Consider the following 24,055-nt stretch of genomic DNA (forward strand, 5'->3'; position numbering starts at 1 on the left):
GATTATTAGTATAGGTATTTGTTACTAATATATTTACCGTGTTCATTCTTTTTTCCTGCTTTATTCTAAAAATTTTCTTTAATAAAGGCTCTTTTCTTTAACTTTGTTGTTATTAACTACAAAATAGGATAGAATGACCTATTTTTATTCGAAAAGTTTACTCTTTTGTGAGAAAAGAGCATGCAAACTTAATACCGACCTGCAAAATGGCTTACATTACGTTAAAATCGGCTTTAGGATTTTAACAACAATCTTTACGAAAACAGCCTTAATAAAAAAACATCCGAATATTTGGATGTTTTTCTGGTTGTCATATCACTCAATTTAAAAAGAACGCTTCGTACTTGCCTCGCTTAAATTTGCTGGAATGCTCACTGTAATGGAGTCCATATGTTTCGCCACCTTCGTGCTATAAGTGAAATCGCCATAGCAATAAGGATAGCGAAAATTGTCTTTGTCTCCGCCGCAGTCATAGGTCTGCGGATTTTTCTTGACCTGGATCATGGAAAACTTTTTTGCAAGCTCCTCGCTGTGCTTCCCGCCGTTTCTAGCTACAAAATCAATATAGCCGATTCCCATGTTGTATGACTGGATGACTGTCGGAAAATCAACTTGCATTTTATTGCCATGATTCACGACACGTTGATAGTACTTTACACCTTGCTGAATGCTCTTGTGCGGATCCTGTATGGTATTAGGAGCCAAACCCAAGGATTCAGAAGCTTGCATAGGGTCGCCGCCTATCCCTCTGCTCTCCTGCATCATTAAGGCTGCGACTGTGACTGTGTGTCCGTCCAACCCTACTTTTTTCAATTCTTCCTCAATCATCGGTGTATACTTGGCTACTTCACCGATTGAACTATTCACACCTACATTCACTTTTTTGAAATTATCATTATATAACTCCAGGAATCTATCAAGCAGAAAAAAAACAACGAAGCTCACAAGCAATAAGATGGCCAGATTGAAATTTCTCTGCACTTGTTTTTTCTTTTTGGGTTTCTTTTTACTGTATTTCATTCATGATTTCTCTCCCAAGTACTGTACTCGTTTCTCTTATTTTATAAAAAATCATTCAAAGTTAAAAGGGAGCCGCTATTTTTTTCGCAGCTCCCTCTCATTTATTTTACTCTTCATAGATCATTTTACGTGTCATACCGCCATCAATAACAAGGTCCTGGCCATTAATAAAATCATTCTGCGGGTCAGCTAAATAGAGGCACGCTTTGGCTATATCCTCCGGCTTTCCGACACGGTTGGACCAATGCTGAAGATGGTCTTCTTCACGTAATCCATCATATCCCTCTGTCTGGATCCAGCCTGGACTTATCGAGTTGACTGTTATTCCCTTCTCTTGAAGCGAAGCGGCAAGGGCGTGCGTCAAGGCAACAATTCCTCCTTTAGAAGAAGCATAAGCTTCGGAATTCGGTTCAGACATGGCTGCCCTTGTTGATGCTATATTGATGATCCGTCCACCCTCGTTCATCCTTCTGGCAGCTTCACGGGAACCAATGAAAACACTCCTGAGATTGGTAAAAACAACATCTTCCCATTCCTCGGTTGTAAGCTCAAATAAAGGCTTGAACCTTGACACCCCAGCATTATTGATCAAAACATCAATCTGCCCGAAATCATGTATAACATGATCCACCAGGCTGACAAGATCCTCTTCTTTCCTGACATCTGTTTTATAAAAGACAGCTTGTCCACCTGACTCTTTTAGCCTGGAAATTAACTCTTTCGCCTTTGTTTCATCTATATCCGCAATACAAACATTCGCCTTCTCAATTGCAAATGCTTCGGCAATTCCTTTGCCAATCCCCTTAGATCCACCGGTTATGATAACCGTCTTCCCTACAAACTTTCCTGTCATTTTCTTACCTCCAATTAAACGAAATTCATATTACCATTGATTCCACATCGATCCTCTTTTCAATCTCGATATCGAAAATAAGCCAGACTGCAATAACAGTCCAGCTCAGGATTTATTTCTTCACTTCTGTCGATATTTGCCACTCGACACCAAACTGATCTGTCACCTGCCCGTAAGCTGGGCTCCAGAAGGTCTCCTGAAGTGGCATTGTAACCTTCCCACCTGCTTGAAGCTTCTCGAAAATTGTCTTGGCTTCAGAAGGATTATCCACCATCAGTGCTATCGTGACTTGAGATCCAAGCTGAAATGGCTGTCCAGGAAATGTATCAGATAGCATCAATTTCGCATTTCCAATGTTCATCTGGGCGTTCAATACTCGATTTTTTGCTTCTTCAGGAAGCGGATATTCAGGATTTGCAGGCATATCACCAAATGTTTGCAGACTAACCACTTCGGCTCCAAGTGCCTCCTGGTAAAACCCCACTGCTTCCTGGCCATTTCCATCCGTCACTAAATAAGGGACAATTCCTGTAATCATTTCAGCACCTCTTTCTAATTTTTAAGAACACCAGTTCGTTTCCATTTTACCATTATCTGTTTTTTTGTTCAATTTTATACTGAAACAAAAATAAAAAAGCGGAGATATCCGCTTTTTTTAAATTAGCTTAATACGGCAAGTCATCACCGCTTTTGTCGCGGAGTATGACCTCATATTGATCATCTTTTACAATTGTATTCGGCTTTTCAGTTTCAACAAAATTCTCAATTTCCTTACGGATTTTTTTGACCGTTTCTTCTGCTTCTCGATCAGATGGTTTCAAGTTGGTTCTTATGATCATTTTCATTGTGTTTTTTTTGTACGAATATCCATAACCCGTCACATGATACTCTTTTTTCAGGGCCAGTCCTTCATATATACTTCTCATATAACCAAGCCAAATGTCTTCGCGCTTGTTTTTTTCTATATCGACAATTTCTAAGGTTACATCTTTTTCATACCCATAACGGCTGGTAGATTGGATGGTCGCTTGTTTAATTTCTTCTCCTCGTGTTTCTGTTTTTGGTATGGCGATCTCAATCTGCTTGTTGAATGGATTTACATATATTATGTTATACCCTGCTAACTTTAAATCTGATGTAAGTTTTTCACCCAGCTGAGTTAATTCCTCTTCCTCCTTAGTAATTGGTGTAACTTGAGGAATATAGGAGCTGACTTTAATTTTATACTCATCGTATCCTTTACTTTTTAAAACCTTATCTGTGATAGCAGTGATTTTGTCCCGCTCCCGGTCTGCATCCTTTTCTGAGCCCTCGATACTGATTTCAAAACTGGTCACTTCACCCGGAGTCGTCCCTAGGGAGAAATTTTCATATCCTTCTTTCTCAAGTGCTTCCCAAAGCATAGTATCAACAGGTTTTGTCTTAAAAACCTGCCCGAGGTAAGGGATTTTAGAGGCCATTTCTGCAACAGTAGGATTAAGGAATGCAGAACCAGTCATTACCCCTAATGTAATTACTGCTGCTGCTGCAAAATGGAACGATTTGTTTTTTCTTATTTTGCCAGCTGATTTCCTTTGTGCTTCTTCCTTTTTAATATTTTTGGCAAAAACATAAAGTGAAGAGGGCACCTCAATCGTATCCATGTCTTCCTCTATCTCTCTTTTGATTATCTTATCTTCCTTATTCATTATGTGCTCACCCCTATCATTTGATTTTCCATTAGCCTAGTCTTTAGAGCTTTTCTGGCCCTGTGAAGATGTGATTTGACTGTTGAGGTTTTCATTCCAAGCATTTCTGAAACCTCCTGGATAGAAAAATCTTGATAATAGTATAAGAGCAGCACATTCCGATAATCTCCGTTTTTGAGAGACTGAATTCCTTGATTGATTTCAAGATGCACTTCTTCCTGAATCACCGCGTCTACTACTCCCCGATGATCTTGTAACGTTTCAATTTCAATTACCGTTTCCTTCTTTCTTGCATTCTTCCTTACTCTATCAATGGACCGGTGTGAAACCAACTTGTAAAACCATGTATTAAAATAGACTATTTCCTTACCGGCCATGATATTCCGATATGCTTCTAGCATTGCGTTTTGGACGACTTCTTCTGCCTCTTCCTTTGATCGGACAATACTATAGCTCGTTTTATATGCCTTTTCAACCAATGGATTCAGTAATTCAGCGAATGCTGACTCATCTCCATTTTGGATTCGCAGCATCAATTCATTCTGTTCCAAAAGCAGCACCTCCTTGTTTGCTTCTATTCTTTAGGCGAACTCAACCGCTTTCTGGTTGCAAGGTGATGAAAAAAATATAAATAAAACCCAGATTATTTTAACATGAATTTCCATTATTTTATTCCAAACAAAAAAGAGTACGAAACCATTATTGGTTCCGTACTCTTTTATATCTAGTTATTTAGTTTTGCTCCAGTAAACCTTTTACGCGTGCGACTACATTGTTTACAGAGAATCCGTACTCTTCCAAGATCTTCTCACCAGGAGCAGATGCACCGAATGTATCGATTGCAAGAACTTCTCCTTCGTCACCCACGTAACGGTGCCAGCCAAGTGAAGATCCCATCTCAATTCCAAGACGCTTCTTGACAGATTTAGGAATTACACTTTCTTTGTATTCCTTGGACTGTTGTTCGAAGCGGTCCCATGAAGGCATGCTGACAACAGCTACGTCGATTCCTTCTGAAGCAAGTGTCTCTTGTGCCTTCACTGCAAGTCCAACTTCTGATCCTGCAGCCAGAAGCAATGCATCAGCAGTGTCTTTTCCAGCTGGAGAAATGACGTAAGCACCTTTAGATACGCCTTCATATGCGTTCTTGTCAGTGTCTTTAATCGTTGGAAGGTTTTGGCGTGTCAAAACAAGTGCCGTAGGCGTCTTTGTAGATTCAATTGAAAGCTTCCACGCAGCGGCTGTCTCGTTGCCATCTGCAGGACGAATCACTGACAGGTTCGGCATTGCACGGAGTCCCGCAAGCTGCTCAACTGGTTCGTGCGTCGGTCCATCTTCTCCTACTGCGATACTATCATGAGTGAAGACGTATGTTACAGGCAAGCCCATTAATGCAGCAAGTCGGATCGCCGGCTTCAAGTAGTCGGAGAACACAAAGAATGTTCCGCCAAATATCCTAAGTCCACCGTGTAGAGCCATACCGTTCATTGCAGCACCCATGGCGAACTCACGAACACCAAACCAGATGTTACGGCCTTCGAATGAACCTGGGAAGAAGTCACCAGTTCCCTTGATCATTGTTTTGTTTGATCCAGCTAGGTCAGCCGATCCACCGACCAAGTAAGGAAGGTTTTTCGCAATGCCGTTAAGTGCTTCTCCAGAAGATGCACGGCTCGCAAGGCTCTTGCCTTCTTCGTATACTGGAATGTCTTTATCCCATCCTTCTACTAACTCACCCTTCATTGCTGTTTCAAGCTGGGCCCCTAGCTCAGGATATTCACTCTTATATTTTGCAAAAAGTTCGTTCCATGCCTGCTCTGTCTGTTCACCTTTATCAGCAATTTGCTGTTTGAAGTGATCATATACTTCGCTTGGCACGTGGAAGTCTTCTTCAAAAGTCCACTTATATGCTTCCTTAGTAAGCTTCAGTTCATCAGCACCAAGGGGAGCACCATGAACATCTGATTTACCGGAAAGGTTAGGTGATCCATATCCAATGACTGTCTTGACCTCAATCATTGTTGGACGGTCTTCATCTGTCTTGGCTTCTTCGATGGCTTTTGCAATTTCTTCAAGGTTGTTGCCATCTTCAACTCGGATATATTGCCATCCGTATGCCTTGAAACGGCCTTCAACGCTTTCGGAGAATGACTTATCAAGATCACCATCAAGGGAAATATCATTCGAATCATAAAGAACGATCATTCTTCCTAGCTTCAGGTGAGCTGCTAGTGATGCTGCTTCAGCAGATACTCCCTCCATTAGATCGCCGTCACCGCAAATACTATATGTATAGTGGTCAACGATATTAAAGTTATCTTTATTATAGACTGCAGCAAGATGACGTTCAGCCATTGCCATACCGACTGCCATAGCAATCCCCTGGCCAAGCGGTCCGGTTGTTGCGTCTACACCGGCAGTGTGGCCGAACTCAGGGTGTCCTGGAGTCTTGCTGCCCCACTGGCGGAACTGTTTAATATCATCCATTGTTAAATCATAACCAGCAAGATGCAGCAAGCTGTATAACAACATTGAACCATGTCCTGCAGATAATACAAAACGGTCGCGGTTAAACCATTCTGGGTTCTTTGGGTTGATGTTCATATAACGAGTCCACAATGTGTAAGCCATCGGTGCTGCCCCCATCGGCATGCCTGGGTGGCCGGAGTTTGCCTTTTCAATTGCATCAATTGATAAGGTACGGATGGAATCAATTGAAAGCATATCAATTTCTTTAAACATAAAATACATCCTTTCTATAGGTACTAGCTACATCCTTAATATTATAGCGAGAGAAATTATTATACAACAAATTGTGCCTGAAAGAGACAGAAATGACCGTATTGTTATCTATTTTGACACAAACTGGCTGTTGTTATGTAAATACACTGCTTCGTGGCTGAAAAAGAAATTGCAGCAGAGTGCATTATTTAAGAATTTCGAATAGTTTGAGCAGCCGGAAATACTTCAATCTATTTGCTTTCCTCCTTAAAATAAAGGAGGATCATACAAGCTGCATATTCATATTGTTGATTCTTAAGCTCTACAGGGTTGGATAATTAACTATTCAAAGGATTTACAAATAAAAATGGAATACATGCTGGATGTATTCCATTTTTTCATATATTTAATGAAGCTTGTTCTTCGCTTTTTCTTCCTTGAGCTTATCAGGGGTAACATCATTGCCTTCAGGATCTACAATTGTAACACCTTTAAGTGTATTAAGCATAGAAGATCGGAAAGACTGTAGATATTCCGCGCGAAGGTTTGTTTGTTCCTTTGCTTCTTCTTCAGTCAACTTGGATGTTTTTGCTTTCCTTGCCAGTTCATTGATTCTAGCAATTTTATCACTTGATAGCATTGTAAAGCTCCTTTGTAAAAAATTACGTCAAATGTCATCTTACTAAAATTTTCTCGATTTTACAAGAATAGAGCTTCCTTAATCCTCTGTTTCTATGAACTCAAGATATCTTCGGTTTACCGTTGCTTTGGATACGTCATATCCAAAGCCTCTTAGTGTTGCTGCGATTTCAGCAAAGGTAAGACCGTTATTCCGCAGTCTGACAATTTCCTCGACCGGCATCTCTTTCCGTTCCCGGCCGGAGTTTTCACCTTGATTTTTTAGGTTACGCTGCGGTTTGTATCCATGCTCCACTGCTCGTTTCATCCCACGCTTGATCTTAATATTATGGATTTTCCTCTGGTACTCTTCCACCATACTGACAATTTGGAGCACCATCGAATCTGATTCGGATAGCTGGAGTTCCCCACTGTGGGAGACACTATATAACTTTACATTTTCTTTCAGGATGCAATGAAGAATCGCGACTTTGGCATTTCCTCTTCCAAGTCTCGTCTCATCCTGAATCAACAGGGCACCAATCTTCTTATCCTTGATCAGTTCCAGCAGTTCCAGGATCCCTTCTCTCTCAAGATCATAACCACTAGCTTGCTCCTTAATAATACTGGCTACTTCAAAACCATAGTTGCCTGCCAGCCGCAACAGCTCTTCTTCCTGCCTGGCCAGCGAAGTTTCCTGTGTTTCTTTCGTTGTACTTACGCGGCAATAAATAATTGCTTTCATGTTGTCACCTTATTTCCATTTCTATCTTTCCGCATCAGCAATCTGTGTAGGTTCAATCTTTTCAGCCTCAACAGGGATTACCAGCTCATCGCCCGGAAGGATTGTTTCCCCTATAATCCCGTTTTCTTTTACTACCCAGCTTACGAATTCATTTTCAGAAAGACTATGTTCACTGGCAAATGATTCAGCAATCTCCCATAGTGATTGCCCTTCTTCTATAGTAACAGTTATGTACGCATCTTCATTATTTAACTGTGCTTTTGCGACGAATGAAAAGATTAAGCTGACAGCAAGCAGGATTATTGCATATGAATAGTTTTCCCATAGTTTTTTCATTATCGGCACCCCTTGACGAATGTATGTTCGGTTAACTATTCTCATTATAAGTCGAACATTTGTTTTGTGTCAACTCAAAAATTCGAACTTATGTTTGTATCTATGAAAAAGACATGGTATAATTAGGACAAGAAAATATACGAGGTGCGTGAATATGACAAAGTTATCGAAGCGGCAACAAGATATATTTGAGTTCATAAAAGGCGAAGTCAAGAAAAAAGGGTATCCGCCATCCGTACGCGAAATAGGTGAGGCTGTCGGACTTGCTTCCAGCTCCACTGTCCATGGACACCTTGCAAGACTTGAAAGCAAAGGCCTGATCCGACGCGATCCTACAAAGCCGCGTGCAATTGAAATTCTCGAAATAGAAGAGGATAGCCGTATCCCTAAATATAAAGTGGTGAATGTCCCTGTTGTCGGTAAAGTAACAGCCGGTATGCCAATTACCGCCATTGAAAATGTTGAAGAATACTTCCCTCTACCTGATCGCCTCGTTCCGCATGATGAGCAGGTTTTCATGCTGGAAATCATGGGTGACAGTATGATTGAAGCGGGCATCCTTGATGGCGACTATGTTATTGTCAAACAGCAAAAGACTGCTAATAATGGAGATATTGTTGTAGCGATGACTGAAGACGATGAAGCAACAGTGAAGCGCTTCTTCAAGGAAAAGGATTACTTCAGGCTGCAGCCGGAAAATCCTACAATGGATCCAATTATCCTTCGAAATGTATCGATTCTTGGTAAAGTGATCGGTGTATATCGCCATATGCATTAAAAAAGCAAGCGGCCCCCGCTTGCTTTTTTCTATCTATCTACTAAACTTTTTAACTGGATCTGTATGAAACTAGCACATTTATAAGAAAAATAGGTAGAGACCCTGACAACTTGTCCCTCTCCACATAAGATATTGTGTAAGTATCTTTCATGATGGAAAGGAGTTGAGTTTCTAATGGGATACAATCGTAATGAAAATGATGTAGCTGGCTTGTTTTTCCCTCACCGGGACAGAGACAAAGTCAGGGCAACTGTTGATTTTGATGATCTCTGCCGTGCTGTGCGCCGTTGTATAATCGAGGACTTAGTAGCAGGCGCCAGGGATGATCGGGATGACGATCGTGACCGCCGCCACAAAAAGTGCTGCAGATACTAATTTGAAAAAGAAAATCCCGAAAGGTTGGTCCTTTCGGGATTTTTCTATTTCCAATGAATATTTTGAACAGGCAGCACACCTTTTAATTCTTCAAGGTAAGCTGCTTTTTGATTAGTGGTAAGCCATACATGTACTGTTCCGCTATCCTGGTTGCTTCTGATCAAGCGGCCCATTCCCTGTCTTAAGCGGAGCAGCATATATGGTATATCGACCTCTGCAGCTGGATTATACGCATGCTTTCTTTTCGCCTGGAAGACTGGGTCATGAGGCGGGAATGGCAATGACGAAATGATGACTTGAATCAATGACTCACCCGGTACATCCAATCCTTCCCACAGGCTGTATGAACATAGAACGGTTGCGATGTCATTCTGGAAACCCTTCACGGTTTCACTGATTTCACGGTCTCCCTCAAACAAGATAGGGAAACTCCATTCTTGATTTTCAGTCCATGCCCGGAATCGTTCCATCTCTTGAGGGGACGAGAACAGAACAAGCGAGCTGCCATTACTGGATCTAAGGTCTTCTCCTATATTGTCCCATTTCTTTATTTCATCATCCTCAGTGTGTGCTACCAGTTCCATTTGCTCTTCATAGTCAAATGGGGATGCGACAGTAAAGAAGGAATATTTTTCGATGCCCAGGCTTTTCGCTATATAGCTGAAGTCTCCTCCCTGGGACAATGTAGCAGAAGAAAATACAAATGGGATGTTTTGTGAAAATACTTCTTTTTTCAAAATATCCTCAACGAGTCGAGGCATGATGACCAGCGATGTTTGTACTTCATTCTCTTCCAGCCAGAATATCCCTTCGTCGTTCTTAAGGAAAATCGATAGACCATAGGCGAAAAACTCAAGATATTCTTCCATGATTTTTAAATGGTATTCGTCAATCAGGAACATTTCGGCATCAAAAACCAGCTGGTCCATTAAATCGGTAACCTTTTTCTCCAGAGTTTCGGCAGTTTTCCTGATACTTGATAGCATCGGTACTTCTTTTCGATTAGACCCTTCTATTGCCGAGGAATTTTCAACCAAAAGGTCAAACCATGCATCATGGAGCTCCAGAATATCCTCGATTAAATAAAGAGATTCTTCCCGGACGTCCTGGTGCATATATCCTGTCAGGACAGTGGTCAAAGTTTGAGAGTTGAACCGGTATGTTAATCCCTTTTGCGCCGCGAACTCAAGCAAGTGGCCTTCGTCAAATATCACCGTACTTGCGTCTGGAAGCAATGGCATCTGCCCTTCCCGTTTACGAGATTCTTTTGTCCACACATGCTCCATATAAAAATCATGAGAACAAATGATCAAATCGCCCGCATGACGATAATAATCTCGGTTCAAGGTTTGGCCGCAGCGATGGCGCCAGCTGCATGTTGAGCATTGCTGAAGTGGATCCCAGGACATTGAAGCCCATTTTTCATTCGTGACCCATGGATATTCCTTTCGGTCTCCATAACGAGTGAATGAATTCATTGAGATCCCTTCATCAAAGATGAAATCTGGCAGCTGGTCATGGACGTCCAGAATTTCTTTTTCATTCGACGTGTTTGAAAGGTCGTCAAGCTTCTTCACGCACACATACTGTTCTCTCGCTTTTGCCAATCGGACATCGACCTTCAACCCTAACGCCTTTTCAAGTTTTTCGATATCGCCGCCCTCTTTCACGAGCTGCTCAATCAGTGTCTCATCCGAGCAGGAGACAATCGCCGGCTTTCCCATATATCTTGCGTATAGAATGGCATAAATAAGATAGACGAAGGTCTTTCCGGTACCGACGCCCGCTTCTGCAAAAACAATACCTTTATTCTTAAAGGCCTGCTCGACCTGGAAGGCCATATAAATCTGTTCATCACGTAGTTCATAGCCCTTTTCAGGCAATATATCATAAAAGACATCACCAATATAATCTCCTAATAAATCAAAGAACGTATCATTCTTGGTAATGGTAAATGGAAGGTTAGTTTTCATTCAGGTTCTCCTCAAAAATATTGATTCCGGCAAAAAGCCAGCTTTTATCATAACAGATAACCAGTCATTTAGTGAAAGAAATTGAAATATTAAATTTAGGTAAAAATGCTAATTCCATTATTAGGAATTCACTGTTAAAATAATCCTAAATCATGTTAAGGGGCGTTTCCATGAAAGCGAGACGAATTATCTACCTGAATTTTGCCATCATTGCTTTACTTATTTTCATTACAATTTACCAGTACAACAGAATCGCAGATTTTGAGAGTCAATTAGGTCATGACTTTCAACGCACAATACGGGGCTCTATTTTCCTCTTGGAAAGTGATGGCGACCCGAACATCTGGATCAAAAATGTGCAAGAAAAAGAAGGTGAATTCACTTTAGCGGCCCACATTGGAGAAATAACGATATTAAGCAGACAATACTATATGATGAACGGTAAAATATCAATGATTGGAGACGTGCTGGATTCCCTTGGAAATCAGTACCGCGAATTGGCCATTAATATAAAGAACGGCAGCGACTATAAACAGAATGAAGAGCAAATAAACAAAGATTTGAAATTTCTCATTCCATTATTAAAAGAAATTGACTCTATTTCTGGTGAAAATGAAAGCCGTTATTATAGGGAATTTACGAATTCAGAATCCATGACATCCAACCTCGTATGGAAGGAGTATAAGGAATATGAAAAACGCTAATTATATCATTCGCCCAGAAAACACCGGTGATGTTACAGGTATAAGGGAATTAAATGTTTTGGCTTTTAACAATGGAGAAAATGAAGCTTCTTTGGTTGAACTTATAAGAGAGTCGGAACATTTTATCTCTACTTTGAGCCTCGTAGCGGTTAAGGATGAAGGTGAAATAATCGGACATATCCTTTTCAGTGTCATTCACCTTGTTACCGCCCAAGGAACTGTTCCTACTTTAGGTCTTGCACCTATGGCGGTGAAACCAAATTACCAAAATAGCGGAATCGGTTCTGACTTGGTCAATGAAGGGATTAAAGCATGCATGGATTTAGGATATGTACATGTATTTGTCCTTGGGCACCCGAATTTTTACCCTCGTTTTGGCTTTTCGCCGACAAGCCAATTTGGAATACTTCCCCCTTTCCCTGTGCCTGACGAAGTATTTATGGCTCTTGAGCTAAAGAAAGACTCATTAACGGGATTACAGGGGAAAATAGAGTATCCGCCTGCCTTTCATGCTGTAAGTTAGTTGAAAGCATAAGAAAGTGAGGGTTGAACTGCTCCCTCACTTTTTATTTCTGTTTTCGAATTGATTGTTGCTTTTTTGAATATTTGAATGAACCCCCATCTATCTGGTAGAATTCTAAAACCCTACCCCTCAGGCAAAAATTCAGATTCAAGAACCTCGACCTGTTCTTTATCTGTTAACCGTCCATAACCCTCATTTTCTTTGTCGCTGATAATAGTGGCCGTTTCACCTTCAAACCAGATTCGATAATGATATACTCTTTCTGGCATATTCTTCTCTTCCTGGATGAAGAACATGGCAATTACATCCTCTTTCCTTGCCATTTCTGCTTCCGTCCTTGGTGACCACTTGATACGTTCAAATGCCTGTTCTAAAGTTTGCAGTTTCTCCCTTGAGGCAATGATTCTTTCTTCACCGTCTTTCAGACCATCTTCATTAATTTTTTGCACGTCTATCCTTGTGAGCTCTGGTTCAAAATTAGTACTGCAGCCTGTAATGAGCAAAATTAAAATAAATAACCCAATAGTATTTTTCATCTTAATCTCCAGACCTTCTCGCATTCAAAGTTTTTTCCTGCAAGTCAATCAGCTGATAGTTTTCTTCAGACATTTCCTCAATTGAGGTGATCACTTCAAGGAACCGTTTGTACAAAACCTGGATTTCAGGCTGTTGGTCTACTAAAGAAACAGTGTCAGTATAGCACTTCTTATCCTGATAGATATGTATTTCCTGCCAAACTTCCCTATCTTCGCTGCTTTGCAAAAACAAAGTCTGCTTCTGTATGAAATGCGAATAAATCCGCTCTGCTTCTTTTTGTATCTCGAGGTATTCTTGCTCCCTGCCCGGCTTTAAACGATATCTATATATCTTGACATACATAATCCGACCATTTACTCTCTACATATTGATTTAGGTGAGTTGCAACAAATCCTGGTAAAGCCGGCTCATGGAAGCCTGCTAAATCAATCAATGACATTCCTTTTTCCAAAAGATGCTCTACCAGCTTCCAGCCTATATAATAAGCCTCGTTTTGGAATCCGCATGTCCCCTCGCCTGATGTAAATCGAAAAACAGATTCGGAATCGCTCTTCTCCAGAAAAGGAATGGCCCCTGACAGAATCTCTAATTCTTTCTCATTGCATAATGTTAACCATTGATCGTCATTTCCGGTATACTCAACAAGATTCCTTCCCGGTACAAGAACCCTGCTTGTATGCATCGCTATCCCTTCCTGGAGGATCGTTGATGCAATTGTCCGCTCCCAATTTGTACTGATGTCAGCTTTATGAAAGTGTACGACATGCGCTAATTCATGGTAAATAAGAATCTCGGAATCTCTATTTGACTGAGTCTCAATTGGGAAGCATAAAGCCATGTTCCCGTCCTCAGTAGGAGCAATGAAGGCATTCCCTTCAAAATTGCCAACAAAGAACAGCAGCAATAAGGTAATATCATCTTTAAATCCTAAAACTTGTTTTACTTCCCCTAACTTATCCTTTATTGCAGCCTGATCCGGATTCCACGAAATGATGTCATCAATATGCTGTTCATACTGTTCCCAACCATTATCCAGGAGCTGTCTTGCTAACTTCTCTCCTTCCGTACCAGGAGGAACAGCCGCAAAGCCATAATGCTCCTTCCATAGTTTCCATCTTTCTTCTGAATCCACTTCCGTTTCTATTGCTTTTTTATAAAAGCTTAAAAACCTTTGTCTAAAATCCTGAACTTCAATATGGTCCAACACAAATTCGCTCCTCACCATTTCACTAACTGCTCATTTTCCGTTCCAAAAATTCTTTATGCACCTTAGATAAATGAAGCAATTCAAATTCATTTGCTTCGATTTGTTTTTCTATTGAGATAGCCTCAGAGGTTGCAATTTTATATAGCTCTTCATCTATAGTACCAGAGGATAAGGCCAACTCTAGTTCATCAGCATCTTTGTAAAACACTTCTCCGGAAGGAAGGATAATGATATCCAAAAAAAGATCATCCATCCATGGACGGCTATTTTCAATGCCAATGCGATAACATATATCGATATACCATTGGACAATCTCTCCTGCAGCATTATACATGGTTGTCACGGAATGGCGTGACCCCTCAGGGAAATGCTGCAGCCAGGTATAACCTTCATCTACAATGCAAATCTTTTTATCCCCATATTCGAGTTCTAATGGATCGGTCACTTTGATGACCTTTAATAAGGTAACGTAGCCCTTAAAGCGTTCTTCATTAAAATAGTCCTGAATGAATTCTCTCTGAACCACACGAAGCCAGTCTGCTCGGTCACCGTATTTTCTTTTTAAGTTGAAATCATTCATATAAATCTCCCATATTATTGGTTAGGGTGATATTGTTTTCTTGCAGTTTCTCCATGATTTTATATCTGTTGTTCCGAACCTTGCTGTTATAAGGCAGTTCAATCACTTCTCCAGATTTTGTCACCAAATTCAAATGGTCTACTACTGTTACTCCATTGTTCTTCACGAAGATCTCTTTCGCTTCCTTCATATCCTCCCAATAATAAGAATTGATTGTATTGAACGTTGTATGTTCATTAAAGTGCATTCCCTTGTCATCAAGGTAATAATAGTTCGACACGCCGAACATAAAAAATGGAATGCAGCCTAACATGAGGAGAAATGAAATCCACTTTACGCCTTTCCAATCAAACTTCCAATCAAGAAATAAATACAGGAATAAGATTACCGAGATCCATAGCATACCAATCATGAAAAGTATATAAGCCGATGGCGGAGTATCATAAAACCATTTATCGGCTGACAGGTAAAGATAATCCTGTATAAAATAAACAAAAACTAGTGGCATGAACAAACTGCTGATAATTAAAATAATTGCTGTAACAAGGATTATATTAGTTGTATTCTCTGTATTGAAACTTAAGCGAGGCATAACCATTTCCTCCTTTTCCCAATATATACGGTAATACGTTTATCAGGATAGAAGGTTTCAAATTATCTGAACATTAATGTAAATAAATGTTATTCTTATGAACAATCGTCTTTAAAAATGCCGTTCCATTGGTTCTGTACTATGTGTGTAGCCGTTTCTGCCATAAAACGCATTGCTAGTATCGCTGGGCCAAACAATGATGAATTCAAGCTTCTTTTCCTCGGCCCATTCATTAACACGTGATAGCAGCTTGCTGCCAGTTCCTTTTCCCCTATATTCAGGAACAGTATATACATTTGTCATATAGGCAAACGGATGTGTGACCCTGCCTGGACGCGGAACCTTTTGGATCAACTCAACATAAATATGGGAAATGATTTGCCCGTTTTTCTCAGCTACCCAAACAAACCACTTGCTGCTATCTATCGCGGTTCCAAGAAACCTTCTGCATTCATTTTCAAACGAGCTAAACTCCACACCTTCCCCCATTTCTGGGTAGTCTTCGAGCGTAAAGTCCCATCTCATCTTTATTAACTGCTCAATGTCCCTTTTATTGGCTAATCGAATTTTCATATTTTCCTCCGCATAGAAAATGTTATCTGCAGGTGAAATCCTGCTCTCCATCTATCTGCTGTTCTTCTTTTGTTTCGCAAAAAAATAACTAAATCCGAAGGGAAGCAACGGAACTAGTGCTAACAGCCTGAATCCATTCTCCGCGCCCAGAAAATATAGGGACGGCAGGGTAATTGCCAATCCACTTATAATAAGAAGCTTCCTGGATTTACTCATCAAGCCCCAAATAAACAGAACGACAAATCCTGCAACCAGAAACCAAAATACTGTTCCAGCCATTCCTCACCCTCCTAAAATACTTCATGAGTGTTTTTCTTCAATGCCCCTAAATCATATAAAATACCTGCATCGCTATTCTCACACCACATTTCTTTTACCTTGCTGGTATCAAATATGAAGATCATGATACCAGTCTCTTTTACCCGTTGGTTTTCTGACGGAATATCAAACCAGCCACCTTTATAGGTCATCCAGCCGGTGTAACGCACTACCAGCTTATTGCCCTGTTCAATCAAATCCTCCAGCACCCATTCATCATCATGAAAAACGGATTGATACCATTTCATGAAATCAACCATTGATTCCCGTGAGTTTTCACCGTTTCGCGAATGGTAAACAAAATCCTCAGTGGTCAGTTCCTCAATCATACCAAGATTCCCCTGTGTAAAATATTCTCCGAACCATCTTTCAGCTAGCAATCTCTTATCATCGCTAATCATATCCCCACTCCTGATCATAGTTATTAGTTTAGCAGCCAAAGGCCACCGATGTTTTCATTAAATCACCGCCATCCAATTTAGTTAAAACTCCAGGCTGAACCAGCGGCCATGGCCTTCTGTTTCCCCGATTGTGTTCAAGCTTTCTATTCCATCGAGATAATAATCCAGGTGAAGCTTTGCATCGTAAATATTATTGTATATATGAAAAATTGCCCTTCGTTCTCCAATTTCTTTTATGTGCTCCAGAAGCTTCTCCTTGGTCTCGACGGGCATTTGATTGGCCACATGGGTATGAAATAAACAAATCACTTGTTCTTCCGGGATTTCGGTTGCCAGGGATCTGATTAGTTCGACGCCATCCCCCTCTATTAACCTTAAAGATTGATTGCTCACATAGCTTGCCGCTTTTTCAAATATCTCCCGTCTTTCACCGTGTTCTGGCCAGATCAATGCCTTTAGCCATAAGTAATCCTCTGTATTTCTAACATCATTTATATGCAAGTCGATTCCAATCCTTGTTGCCACTTCAGGGTGATTCATTTGTTGCAACAGCGTCTTTCCCCCTTTAATTACTGAGGAAAGATGAACTTCAGAATACGGATTCCCATATATCTCTCCAGTTCCATAAGAATAACTGTATTGATTCATGAATAGTTGCAAACCTGCACTGGTTCCGATTTCGATTAATGCCAATGGCTTTTTAGTTATTTGATATATATGGCTGAATACTGGATAAAGATATGAACACCGTCCTACTTCGTTGGTCTGGACGATTTTATTTTTTAACAAACCAATAATCTCATAAGAATATTTCTGGCAAAAGTCCACAAAAGCAGGGTAAGCATTTTCTGCCTTTCCTGGATGATTTGTTATGCTAGGATAAAAAGCAGACAGTCTATGCTTAAACCCTTTCAATATTAAATAGTGCACCGCTCCAAAAAGCAAATTGGGCACAGGCTGCCCATTCTTTGCCGAAGATGCAAGTTCCAGCATCTCTCCGTCTTCAGCAATTTTTAAAGAAAGAAACTCATATAACGGACTTGATTCCCTGCATTCATGAACCGCAAATCTCCTGAATTTCATAGAGAGATCATTAGACATCAAACATCACCGAACCCTTCTACATAAAGACACAATACCTAAAAGAATCACATAAACAGCACACACAGCTGCCACTACAAGGAATAAATAGTTCCCTATTAATACCTTCGTAGGATTCTCCAGAGGACTCACTAATCCCAATTCAAACGGGAAAGCATCCTCCAAGGGTGACAACCAGGTGTTCTGTTCAATAATCGGCAGAGGGAGCCCAAGTCTATGCTTTGTCAAATCATAATCATGGGTTACAATGACAGAATCAAAAAAAGGAGTAACTGTAACGCCTATCCAGCCAATAAAAATGGATATCCATACCTATCTGTCCCGCAGCACTTTTTCTAGCATTTTCAGTCCCACCATAAGTCCATTTTTTTTGTTTCTGTGATCGCTTCAATTAATCCATTAATGCTTCCTGTTCCCTGTTCCACGATATCAGGACAGAATTCAGCAATTTCTCTTGCCAGTGTTTTTAGCTCTTTGCCTTCAGGTAAAACATCAAAATTCGCTTCCACCCAATCGTAATCCGCACCAATTACGGTGAACGGATGGCTACTATGCCATTCCCTTAGTTTAGATATAACCCTTTCGTTGCTTATATTATAATTATCCCCATTCGTCTGCTGGAGCTGCAGGATCTCAAACTGGTCTGAACCAGGGATAATGCCGATTTTTTCACGTTCGGAATCGCAAATAAAAGCCAAATAGTTTATTGCCATAAGTTCCTCCCTTAGTTTTAAAACCAGCAGTTCCGCTTCTGCCTGTTTGGCATCCACGTAAATCCCTGCAATTTCAACACGCTTCTCAGTATACAAATCTCCTTTGTAAAAAGGATGCAATTTACCATCAGAATTTCTTCTGACAATTGTCATTGCCTCTTCTGAGATTCCGCATTTTTCAATATTGATATTATTTTCCTTACTTTTGCCAAAACTTAAAAGCTTTTTCCAATTCAATTCCCTTCACCTGCAATTCTTTGTTAATCGTTCATCAATTGAGAATAAGGGATAACTAGGTCAGCTTTTTCTGCGGGACGAAGCTTTTCCATGTAGTAGTCCTCTGCTTTCCAGTATCTGTTTCTGAATTTTTCAATGTTCAGTTGAGTTTGACTGCTTTCCCTCGCAAACCTTACATCTCGTGGACAGTCTATAAAAACAATGTAATCAATAAATGCTCTCCATTCCTCTCTCTGGAGGAAAATCCCTTCTACGATTATTACTTTTTTTAAAGCCAGATTCAGCGTTCTATTAACCTGTTGGTCCGTCTCATTATCATAATATGGGAGTTCAATTTCATCTGAATGAATCAAGTTTTCAAATAAGGATTTCACCAGAGACTCTACATCCCACTGTAAGTTATAATACTCCTGCCACTCCTCCTGGCCGGTATTATACCTTTTCGACCGCCCTACAATATGGTCGTCCAAGTGAATGACTGTACTTTCAATTTCCTTTTCCTTAAGCAATGAAGCGATTCTCTTCACAAAAGTTGTTTTTCCTGCCCTGCTAAGACCATCTATACCTAAAATACATCGTTTATTTGTGTATAGTACCGAAAAAACCTGCCTCAATAACTCCTCTTCAGCGTTCATTCTGCAACCCCACTTTTCAAAGTAAAAAAATACACTTACTTATTCGCTAAACTTACACATATCCCCTTTTTCAGGCAAAAATAAAACCACCTGGAAAAGGCGGAATTATCATTTAAGTTCAATTTTATTATTTTGAATATCAGCCTCTTCAATGCTTTCCTTTAGCCAAATAGGAGCCTTTGCGTGAGCAAAAACTTCTGCTGCTGTCATCCAAAAAACTGCTTCAACTTCATCCTTGCTTTTTGGGTATGGTTCGCCACCGGCAATTTCACAATAAAATACAACATCGAGTACTACCCTGCCATCCGGGAGAACAAATGAAGAATTGCGTACATATTTAACATCATCCTTTATGGTGATGCCCACTTCCTCAAAGAGCTCCCGTCTCAAAGTTCGCTCAAGCAAACCTGTTGAGAATCCTTCGTTTTCTACCGTTCCTCCAACAAGCGAAAGGAGTCCTCCTGCGTGTTCCTCTTTGGTACTCCGTTCAATGATAAGCCACTTTCCCTCTCTGTACACCGCACCTTCGACATTAAGAACAAACATTTGTGTTCTCCCTCCAATTACTGTTCTCCATTTCCGATACACTAAATTAAATACAATCTTTATGACAAAAGGCCTGTAACTTTTTTAAAAGGTCCCTTTTAATAAATTTCACCAAAAAGTTACACATAGTTTTTACCATTTAAATTTACTGAAAATTCGATAAATTTACGCATACTTTTCCACTGTTACTACTTGTATAATAGTAATACACCTAGAGTTAGCTAAGGTAGAACCAACAAAAATCTGGACTTTAGGAGAGTGATGAACATGTTAGAAAACGTTATTTTCGCAATGCTCATCGGTGGATTTGTTGGACTGACAGCTCATGTTAGAAAAAGAGGCAAGATCATCATGCCGAGAAGGACAAAAAAATTCATTTACCTGGGTTTCTTGGAAGAAATCCTCACAGGATCACTAGCCGCCGCACTTTTGGTGGTATCATCCGAAGCTGATTCACTGCTTAGAGTCTTTTTGATGTCCATCATGGCTGGTTTCGGGGGTGATGCCTTACTAAGAGGACTTGAATTATTTCGAATAGGAAGCGGTAACCAGGGTGGGGAGGATATTGGCAAATGAAAATACCAACACCTCAGCCTGAGAGAAAGAAGTTTGCTAACGCCATTGGTCAAGCAGCTTCCAAAGTGCTTGTTTTTTTTTGATGGTAATGAACTTGGGAAAATTTTAATTTGCCCCTCTTCATCCCCTAATAAAGCCCTCGTTTAAATCCCCTTAATCGGAATATGGATTTTAAGCTCCGGTACATCAGTAACCGGATCAAAACTCCCTGGATACTCTTCCAAATGCTCTAAATCACTCTGTCTTAAAGTATATTCATTTTGTTTTATCCATGTATACAAGCCTGTATAAGCTTCAGAAACCGCTGCCCCCTTATACTCAGTTGTGGCATATGTACAGGCAGGAACCGAGATGATTTCCATTCCTTCAGGGATAGCTGTCCCCTCTTCAACTTCCAGTGCCAGATAATAGGTAAAGCCATTTTCCGTGTTGTCATAAGACAGACCAATAATATTTTCAGGATTTACAGCATACTTTATTTGGTTCTTGCTATTTAGAAACTTCTTGTGAAATACTTTAATTTCTCCTTTGGCTGCCTGTTCAAAAGTGCCGACCCATTTCACTCCTATAGCCTTGAATGCTTCTTTTTTTACAACCTTTGCTTCCATTTATTAATCTCCTCCTTTATTTGTACATTTTTAGAACCAGCCAGGGAAAAGTAAGGTTAAAAATATAAGGAGAAACTTTATGGACCTTAATATTTTCCAGTTGATTACCAGATTTTCCGGCCATAATAGGCCAGTGGATTTATTAATGATATTCGTCTCTAATCGGATCCGTTATGTCTATATTCTTATAACGGCCTTACTTCTTTTTAAGAACCGACACAACAAGCGGATTGCCATTGAAACAGGGAGTTCTGTTTTTATCAGCTTAGTCATTCAATTTTTCATTAAAATCTTTTACTATAGACCTCGGCCCTTCAAGAAAAGACGGGTTGGTATTCTGATTCCTTCAAAAAATGATTCATCCTTCCCGAGTAAGCACACTATTCTGGCCTTTGCCGCTTCCACTACATTACTGATGTTCCATCGCAAGTTAGGAATATTGATGACGTGGTTGTCTGCTCTAACTGGTTTTTCCCGGATTTGGGTCGGTCACCATTACCCTTCTGATATTATTGGAAGTGCACTTATCGGATCGCTGGCAAGTTTTATCACAAGAATCATTTCATACCGGATATTTGGAGACAAACCAGGAATCAGTTAATTACTGCGTTTGGCATTATGGGAAAAGTGTTTCCTTTTAAAACAAAAGTTCAATTGGAACGTTGATTTGGAATGATTGCTGGCATTACTAAGGTTGACCCCGAACGTGTTTGAAGTTCGATTTTCTTTTGACAGCTTTTCATCGGTTGTCCGCAAACTGTCTGAAGTTCGACTTTCTTTTGACAGCTTTTCATCGTTTGATGAGTCAAGCCTGTCTGAAGTTGGCCATTCTTCTGACAGCTTTTTCTCTTTTGACCGCAAACCTGTCTGAAGTTTCCTTAACCTTTACCTTTATTGCCTCTTCCCAACTATCCTTAGCTATAGGCCTTAAGGTCAATTCCATAAAAAATCCCCCTGTCCTTCTGCAAAACATTCATTCTGTACCGATGTTATTATTAAGTGCAGATACACTTTTAGCTAATTTTACCATCTGGTTTTAAATTCTCAACTCACTTTTCTAAAAAAAATAAAATAATGTGTAACTTTTGGTAATGCTAACTGTCTATGTTTTCTAGAGAGGGGGATGGAATGTCAGACCCGAGGATTGAATTATACGAAAAATATAAGAATATGATTTTCTTGTACCTATACCGTTCGACGTTAAATCAGCATATTGCTGAAGATCTTACCCAGGATACATTTTTGAAGGCCTTTCAGTCACTTTCCAGCTTCCGGGGTGAGTCCTCATTAAAAACATGGCTTTTTAAAATTGCAAGAAACACATATATCAATTTCAGCAAGAAGAAACAAACCAGCATGGAGCTTCAATCAGATAAGATTGACCAGCACTTAGTTCAGCAGCACGATCCATTCAAACGTTTAGATGACCAGAATGCAATTGAGCTGACGTTATTGCAGCTGCCTGAAAATTACAGAACGTATATCATTTTACGAGATATGAACGATCTTACTTATGAAGAAGTTGCCGTGATCACAAACGAAACAATTGGCCAGGTAAAGGTTGGCTTGTACCGGGCCAGAAAAAAATTCAAAGAACTCTACAAGCAATTGGAGGATGGAGAATGAAATTGGAACATGAAGTGGTCCAGGATCTATATCCGTTATATATAGAAAATGACTTAACCCCTTCTGTGAAAACAGCAGTTGAAGGACATTTGGAGGAATGTGAGGCGTGCAAGAAGTTTTACGAAACTGGCGAAAAGACAATCCAAATAAATGACATGGTAGAGCCGGCTGTATCAAAAGCCCTTGATGATAAAATCATTTTAAAAATGAAACTGAATCGTTTAAGGCTCATTTCTGTCGTTCTTGCCGGCATCCTTTTTTCCATGGTATTTACCGATTACATCAATGAGCGAGAACAATTGTTCATGGCTACCGATGGTTATTATGATGTTCTCGGGCAAATGGACAGAGTAATTGATGTAGTGAAAAACAAAGACCAAATCAATTTTGACTCTTATGAAATGAATCGTTTCTTTGAATATAATAATAAACTTACAGATCATATGAATTTTATCGAAGAGTACAATAAAAATTCAACAGAATTCTTTCTCATCCTGAATACTCAAAGACTGAATGCGATGCTTGAAGTGATGAAAACCCGCTTTAACCAGGGCAGGTGGTCTGAAACGGATGAAACAGCATACCAGGCGCTAAAAGAATATTTACAAAGTCACAGGCAAGATTTTAGGGAAGACTATGAAAAAACCCACCATGGCTACAGCTCATATCTTCACATTTTAGATGTTAAGGAGATGGATAAGTTTTATGAAAACGTAAACTTATTAACCTACAGTTATACTCGTTTTCATAAGATGGCTGATCAGGTCGAGCCCCTGAAGGAACCGGAATTAAAAAGCCGAATTTCCGACTCTCTGGAAATTGAGCAAGATGAATTTGAATTGGAAAAAGTAAGCCCGGTAAATGATATATATGTCTATCGTTTTGAGAATAAAAATGGCTATGGCGGAGAGATCGATGCAGTCACCGGCCAAATCACTGAATATTTTGGAGATACTGGCCCGCTAACCGATGGACCAATCATGAATCAGGAAGAAGCCGAAAGAAAAGCTAGGTTATATCTAGAAAAAATTTACGGAAAAGATATAAATCTTGAACTCGTTTCCTTAGGCTTTAATTTTAACTCCTCAGCTAATGATTCTAGATACAAGGTTTATAGCTTCAAAGCTGTGCCAAAAGTTCAAGGTTATACATTGTATACACCTTTTGAAACCGAAACTATTCTTAACCTTAATGCCAGGAACGGCGAACTCGAGAGCTTTCACCACAATCCCGCTGTTCCTTCCTTCGAACAACTGGATGCAGTCAACCTCCAAGCTTCATCTGACAAAACTGGTGACAAAAAAGCTGTTGTCATTTACTCAGCTTTAACTGGAAATTTTGAATTGGTTTACATGGAACCGGATTTGCAGTACTTTGACGAGGGAAAATTTATATCCGCAAAAACAGGTCTCGAAGAGAAAATATATTTAGATCATTTTTAATATGTAAAAGACTGCCTTGCGATTATACA

32 protein-coding genes are annotated in these 24,055 nt (G+C 40.0%); 8 read left to right on the forward strand and 24 right to left on the reverse strand.

The window, feature by feature from the left end:
- Positions 1 to 324: 324 nt before the first annotated feature.
- The 9 genes from J7E35_RS03045 to yneA all read right to left on the reverse strand — a co-directional run bounded on the left by J7E35_RS03045 (position 325) and on the right by yneA (position 7,981).
- Positions 325 to 1,020, reverse strand: a complete 696-nt coding sequence (locus J7E35_RS03045) for a lysozyme family protein (protein WP_214776847.1) — start codon at positions 1,018 to 1,020, stop codon at positions 325 to 327.
- Between the two features lie 106 nt (positions 1,021 to 1,126).
- Complete coding sequence (locus tag J7E35_RS03050; protein WP_214776849.1) at positions 1,127 to 1,873, reverse strand: SDR family NAD(P)-dependent oxidoreductase; 747 nt, start codon at positions 1,871 to 1,873, stop codon at positions 1,127 to 1,129.
- A gap of 112 nt (positions 1,874 to 1,985) precedes the next feature.
- On the reverse strand, positions 1,986 to 2,411 hold the full coding sequence (locus J7E35_RS03055; protein WP_214776851.1) for a VOC family protein: 426 nt from the start codon (positions 2,409 to 2,411) through the stop codon (positions 1,986 to 1,988).
- Between the two features lie 127 nt (positions 2,412 to 2,538).
- Positions 2,539 to 3,561 (reverse strand): DUF4179 domain-containing protein, encoded by a 1,023-nt coding sequence (locus J7E35_RS03060; protein WP_214776853.1) that lies wholly within the window; start codon positions 3,559 to 3,561, stop codon positions 2,539 to 2,541.
- Positions 3,561 to 4,112, reverse strand: a complete 552-nt coding sequence (locus J7E35_RS03065; RefSeq protein WP_214776855.1) for an RNA polymerase sigma factor — start codon at positions 4,110 to 4,112, stop codon at positions 3,561 to 3,563. Before J7E35_RS03065 ends, J7E35_RS03060 begins: the two co-directional genes overlap by 1 nt.
- A 181-nt stretch (positions 4,113 to 4,293) precedes the next feature.
- Positions 4,294 to 6,303, reverse strand: a complete 2,010-nt coding sequence (gene tkt, locus J7E35_RS03070) for a transketolase (protein ID WP_214776857.1) — start codon at positions 6,301 to 6,303, stop codon at positions 4,294 to 4,296.
- 385 nt (positions 6,304 to 6,688) lie between these two features.
- A complete protein-coding gene (locus J7E35_RS03075; RefSeq protein WP_214776859.1) occupies positions 6,689 to 6,922 on the reverse strand; it encodes a DUF896 domain-containing protein in 234 nt (77 codons plus the stop codon).
- 78 nt (positions 6,923 to 7,000) lie between these two features.
- The gene (locus J7E35_RS03080; protein WP_214776861.1) at positions 7,001 to 7,645 is read right to left on the reverse strand and encodes a YneB family resolvase-like protein; all 645 of its coding nucleotides are present in this window, start codon (positions 7,643 to 7,645) and stop codon (positions 7,001 to 7,003) included.
- 21 nt (positions 7,646 to 7,666) lie between these two features.
- Positions 7,667 to 7,981: a cell division suppressor protein YneA gene (gene yneA, locus J7E35_RS03085; RefSeq protein ID WP_214776863.1), complete on the reverse strand. Its 315-nt coding sequence runs from the start codon at positions 7,979 to 7,981 to the stop codon at positions 7,667 to 7,669.
- Between the two features lie 154 nt (positions 7,982 to 8,135).
- Between yneA and lexA the strand changes: the two genes are divergently transcribed.
- Both lexA and J7E35_RS03095 read left to right on the forward strand, forming a co-directional pair.
- On the forward strand, positions 8,136 to 8,759 hold the full coding sequence (lexA, locus tag J7E35_RS03090; protein ID WP_023614724.1) for a transcriptional repressor LexA: 624 nt from the start codon (positions 8,136 to 8,138) through the stop codon (positions 8,757 to 8,759).
- A gap of 174 nt (positions 8,760 to 8,933) precedes the next feature.
- Entirely contained in the window at positions 8,934 to 9,134 is a 201-nt protein-coding gene (locus J7E35_RS03095) for a hypothetical protein (protein WP_214776865.1), read from the forward strand.
- 44 nt (positions 9,135 to 9,178) lie between these two features.
- Here J7E35_RS03095 and J7E35_RS03100 read toward each other — a convergent pair whose 3' ends face one another.
- Positions 9,179 to 11,107, reverse strand: coding sequence for an ATP-dependent DNA helicase (locus tag J7E35_RS03100; protein ID WP_214776867.1), 1,929 nt, complete (start codon positions 11,105 to 11,107; stop codon positions 9,179 to 9,181).
- Between the two features lie 170 nt (positions 11,108 to 11,277).
- Between J7E35_RS03100 and J7E35_RS03105 the strand changes: the two genes are divergently transcribed.
- A complete protein-coding gene (locus J7E35_RS03105; protein WP_214776869.1) occupies positions 11,278 to 11,811 on the forward strand; it encodes a hypothetical protein in 534 nt (177 codons plus the stop codon).
- Positions 11,798 to 12,334, forward strand: a complete 537-nt coding sequence (locus J7E35_RS03110; RefSeq protein ID WP_214776872.1) for a GNAT family N-acetyltransferase — start codon at positions 11,798 to 11,800, stop codon at positions 12,332 to 12,334. Before J7E35_RS03105 ends, J7E35_RS03110 begins: the two co-directional genes overlap by 14 nt.
- 122 nt (positions 12,335 to 12,456) lie before the next feature.
- Here the strand turns inward: J7E35_RS03110 and J7E35_RS03115 are convergent, their stop codons facing one another.
- The 12 genes from J7E35_RS03115 to J7E35_RS03170 all read right to left on the reverse strand — a co-directional run bounded on the left by J7E35_RS03115 (position 12,457) and on the right by J7E35_RS03170 (position 19,774).
- Positions 12,457 to 12,870, reverse strand: a complete 414-nt coding sequence (locus J7E35_RS03115) for a hypothetical protein (RefSeq protein WP_214776874.1) — start codon at positions 12,868 to 12,870, stop codon at positions 12,457 to 12,459.
- A gap of 1 nt (position 12,871) precedes the next feature.
- Positions 12,872 to 13,096, reverse strand: coding sequence for a hypothetical protein (locus J7E35_RS03120; protein WP_214776876.1), 225 nt, complete (start codon positions 13,094 to 13,096; stop codon positions 12,872 to 12,874).
- Between the two features lie 97 nt (positions 13,097 to 13,193).
- Complete coding sequence (locus J7E35_RS03125) at positions 13,194 to 14,075, reverse strand: DUF2268 domain-containing putative Zn-dependent protease (protein WP_214776878.1); 882 nt, start codon at positions 14,073 to 14,075, stop codon at positions 13,194 to 13,196.
- Between the two features lie 25 nt (positions 14,076 to 14,100).
- On the reverse strand, positions 14,101 to 14,658 hold the full coding sequence (locus tag J7E35_RS03130) for a ribonuclease FAU-1 family protein (RefSeq protein WP_214776880.1): 558 nt from the start codon (positions 14,656 to 14,658) through the stop codon (positions 14,101 to 14,103).
- Positions 14,651 to 15,250 carry a hypothetical protein gene (locus J7E35_RS03135; protein WP_214776883.1) on the reverse strand — a complete coding sequence of 200 codons (600 nt, stop codon included), beginning with the start codon at positions 15,248 to 15,250 and terminating at the stop codon, positions 14,651 to 14,653. The genes J7E35_RS03130 and J7E35_RS03135 overlap by 8 nt, the downstream gene beginning before the upstream one ends.
- A 111-nt stretch (positions 15,251 to 15,361) precedes the next feature.
- The gene (locus J7E35_RS03140; RefSeq protein ID WP_214776885.1) at positions 15,362 to 15,823 is read right to left on the reverse strand and encodes a GNAT family N-acetyltransferase; all 462 of its coding nucleotides are present in this window, start codon (positions 15,821 to 15,823) and stop codon (positions 15,362 to 15,364) included.
- 51 nt (positions 15,824 to 15,874) lie between these two features.
- Positions 15,875 to 16,102 carry a hypothetical protein gene (locus J7E35_RS03145; RefSeq protein ID WP_214776887.1) on the reverse strand — a complete coding sequence of 76 codons (228 nt, stop codon included), beginning with the start codon at positions 16,100 to 16,102 and terminating at the stop codon, positions 15,875 to 15,877.
- A gap of 11 nt (positions 16,103 to 16,113) precedes the next feature.
- Positions 16,114 to 16,542 (reverse strand): ester cyclase, encoded by a 429-nt coding sequence (locus tag J7E35_RS03150; RefSeq protein ID WP_214776889.1) that lies wholly within the window; start codon positions 16,540 to 16,542, stop codon positions 16,114 to 16,116.
- Between the two features lie 81 nt (positions 16,543 to 16,623).
- Positions 16,624 to 17,625 (reverse strand): DUF2332 domain-containing protein, encoded by a 1,002-nt coding sequence (locus J7E35_RS03155; protein WP_251040732.1) that lies wholly within the window; start codon positions 17,623 to 17,625, stop codon positions 16,624 to 16,626.
- Between the two features lie 362 nt (positions 17,626 to 17,987).
- Entirely contained in the window at positions 17,988 to 18,593 is a 606-nt protein-coding gene (locus J7E35_RS03160; protein WP_214776893.1) for a DUF4253 domain-containing protein, read from the reverse strand.
- Positions 18,594 to 18,616: 23 nt separating this feature from the next.
- On the reverse strand, positions 18,617 to 19,228 hold the full coding sequence (locus tag J7E35_RS03165) for a kinase (RefSeq protein WP_214776895.1): 612 nt from the start codon (positions 19,226 to 19,228) through the stop codon (positions 18,617 to 18,619).
- A 108-nt stretch (positions 19,229 to 19,336) separates the two neighbouring features.
- Entirely contained in the window at positions 19,337 to 19,774 is a 438-nt protein-coding gene (locus tag J7E35_RS03170) for an NUDIX hydrolase (protein WP_214776897.1), read from the reverse strand.
- 267 nt (positions 19,775 to 20,041) lie between these two features.
- Here J7E35_RS03170 and J7E35_RS03175 point away from each other — a divergent pair, with 267 nt between their 5' ends.
- Positions 20,042 to 20,350, forward strand: coding sequence for a DUF4257 domain-containing protein (locus J7E35_RS03175; protein WP_214776900.1), 309 nt, complete (start codon positions 20,042 to 20,044; stop codon positions 20,348 to 20,350).
- A gap of 143 nt (positions 20,351 to 20,493) precedes the next feature.
- Here J7E35_RS03175 and J7E35_RS03180 read toward each other — a convergent pair whose 3' ends face one another.
- The gene (locus J7E35_RS03180; protein ID WP_214776902.1) at positions 20,494 to 20,958 is read right to left on the reverse strand and encodes a GyrI-like domain-containing protein; all 465 of its coding nucleotides are present in this window, start codon (positions 20,956 to 20,958) and stop codon (positions 20,494 to 20,496) included.
- A 79-nt stretch (positions 20,959 to 21,037) separates the two neighbouring features.
- Here J7E35_RS03180 and J7E35_RS03185 point away from each other — a divergent pair, with 79 nt between their 5' ends.
- The gene (locus J7E35_RS03185) at positions 21,038 to 21,559 is read left to right on the forward strand and encodes an undecaprenyl-diphosphatase (RefSeq protein WP_214776904.1); all 522 of its coding nucleotides are present in this window, start codon (positions 21,038 to 21,040) and stop codon (positions 21,557 to 21,559) included.
- A 204-nt stretch (positions 21,560 to 21,763) separates the two neighbouring features.
- Here the strand turns inward: J7E35_RS03185 and J7E35_RS03190 are convergent, their stop codons facing one another.
- Entirely contained in the window at positions 21,764 to 21,901 is a 138-nt protein-coding gene (locus tag J7E35_RS03190) for a hypothetical protein (protein ID WP_214776906.1), read from the reverse strand.
- A 185-nt stretch (positions 21,902 to 22,086) separates the two neighbouring features.
- On the opposite strand from J7E35_RS03190, the gene J7E35_RS03195 reads away from it, so the two are divergent.
- Both J7E35_RS03195 and J7E35_RS03200 read left to right on the forward strand, forming a co-directional pair.
- A complete protein-coding gene (locus J7E35_RS03195) occupies positions 22,087 to 22,584 on the forward strand; it encodes an RNA polymerase sigma factor (RefSeq protein ID WP_214776908.1) in 498 nt (165 codons plus the stop codon).
- A complete protein-coding gene (locus tag J7E35_RS03200) occupies positions 22,581 to 24,026 on the forward strand; it encodes a zf-HC2 domain-containing protein (protein WP_214776910.1) in 1,446 nt (481 codons plus the stop codon). Before J7E35_RS03195 ends, J7E35_RS03200 begins: the two co-directional genes overlap by 4 nt.
- Positions 24,027 to 24,055 lie beyond the last annotated feature (29 nt).

The organism is Bacillus sp. ISL-45 (assembly GCF_018613195.1).
In the GTDB taxonomy this organism is placed as follows: domain Bacteria; phylum Bacillota; class Bacilli; order Bacillales; family Cytobacillaceae; genus Mesobacillus.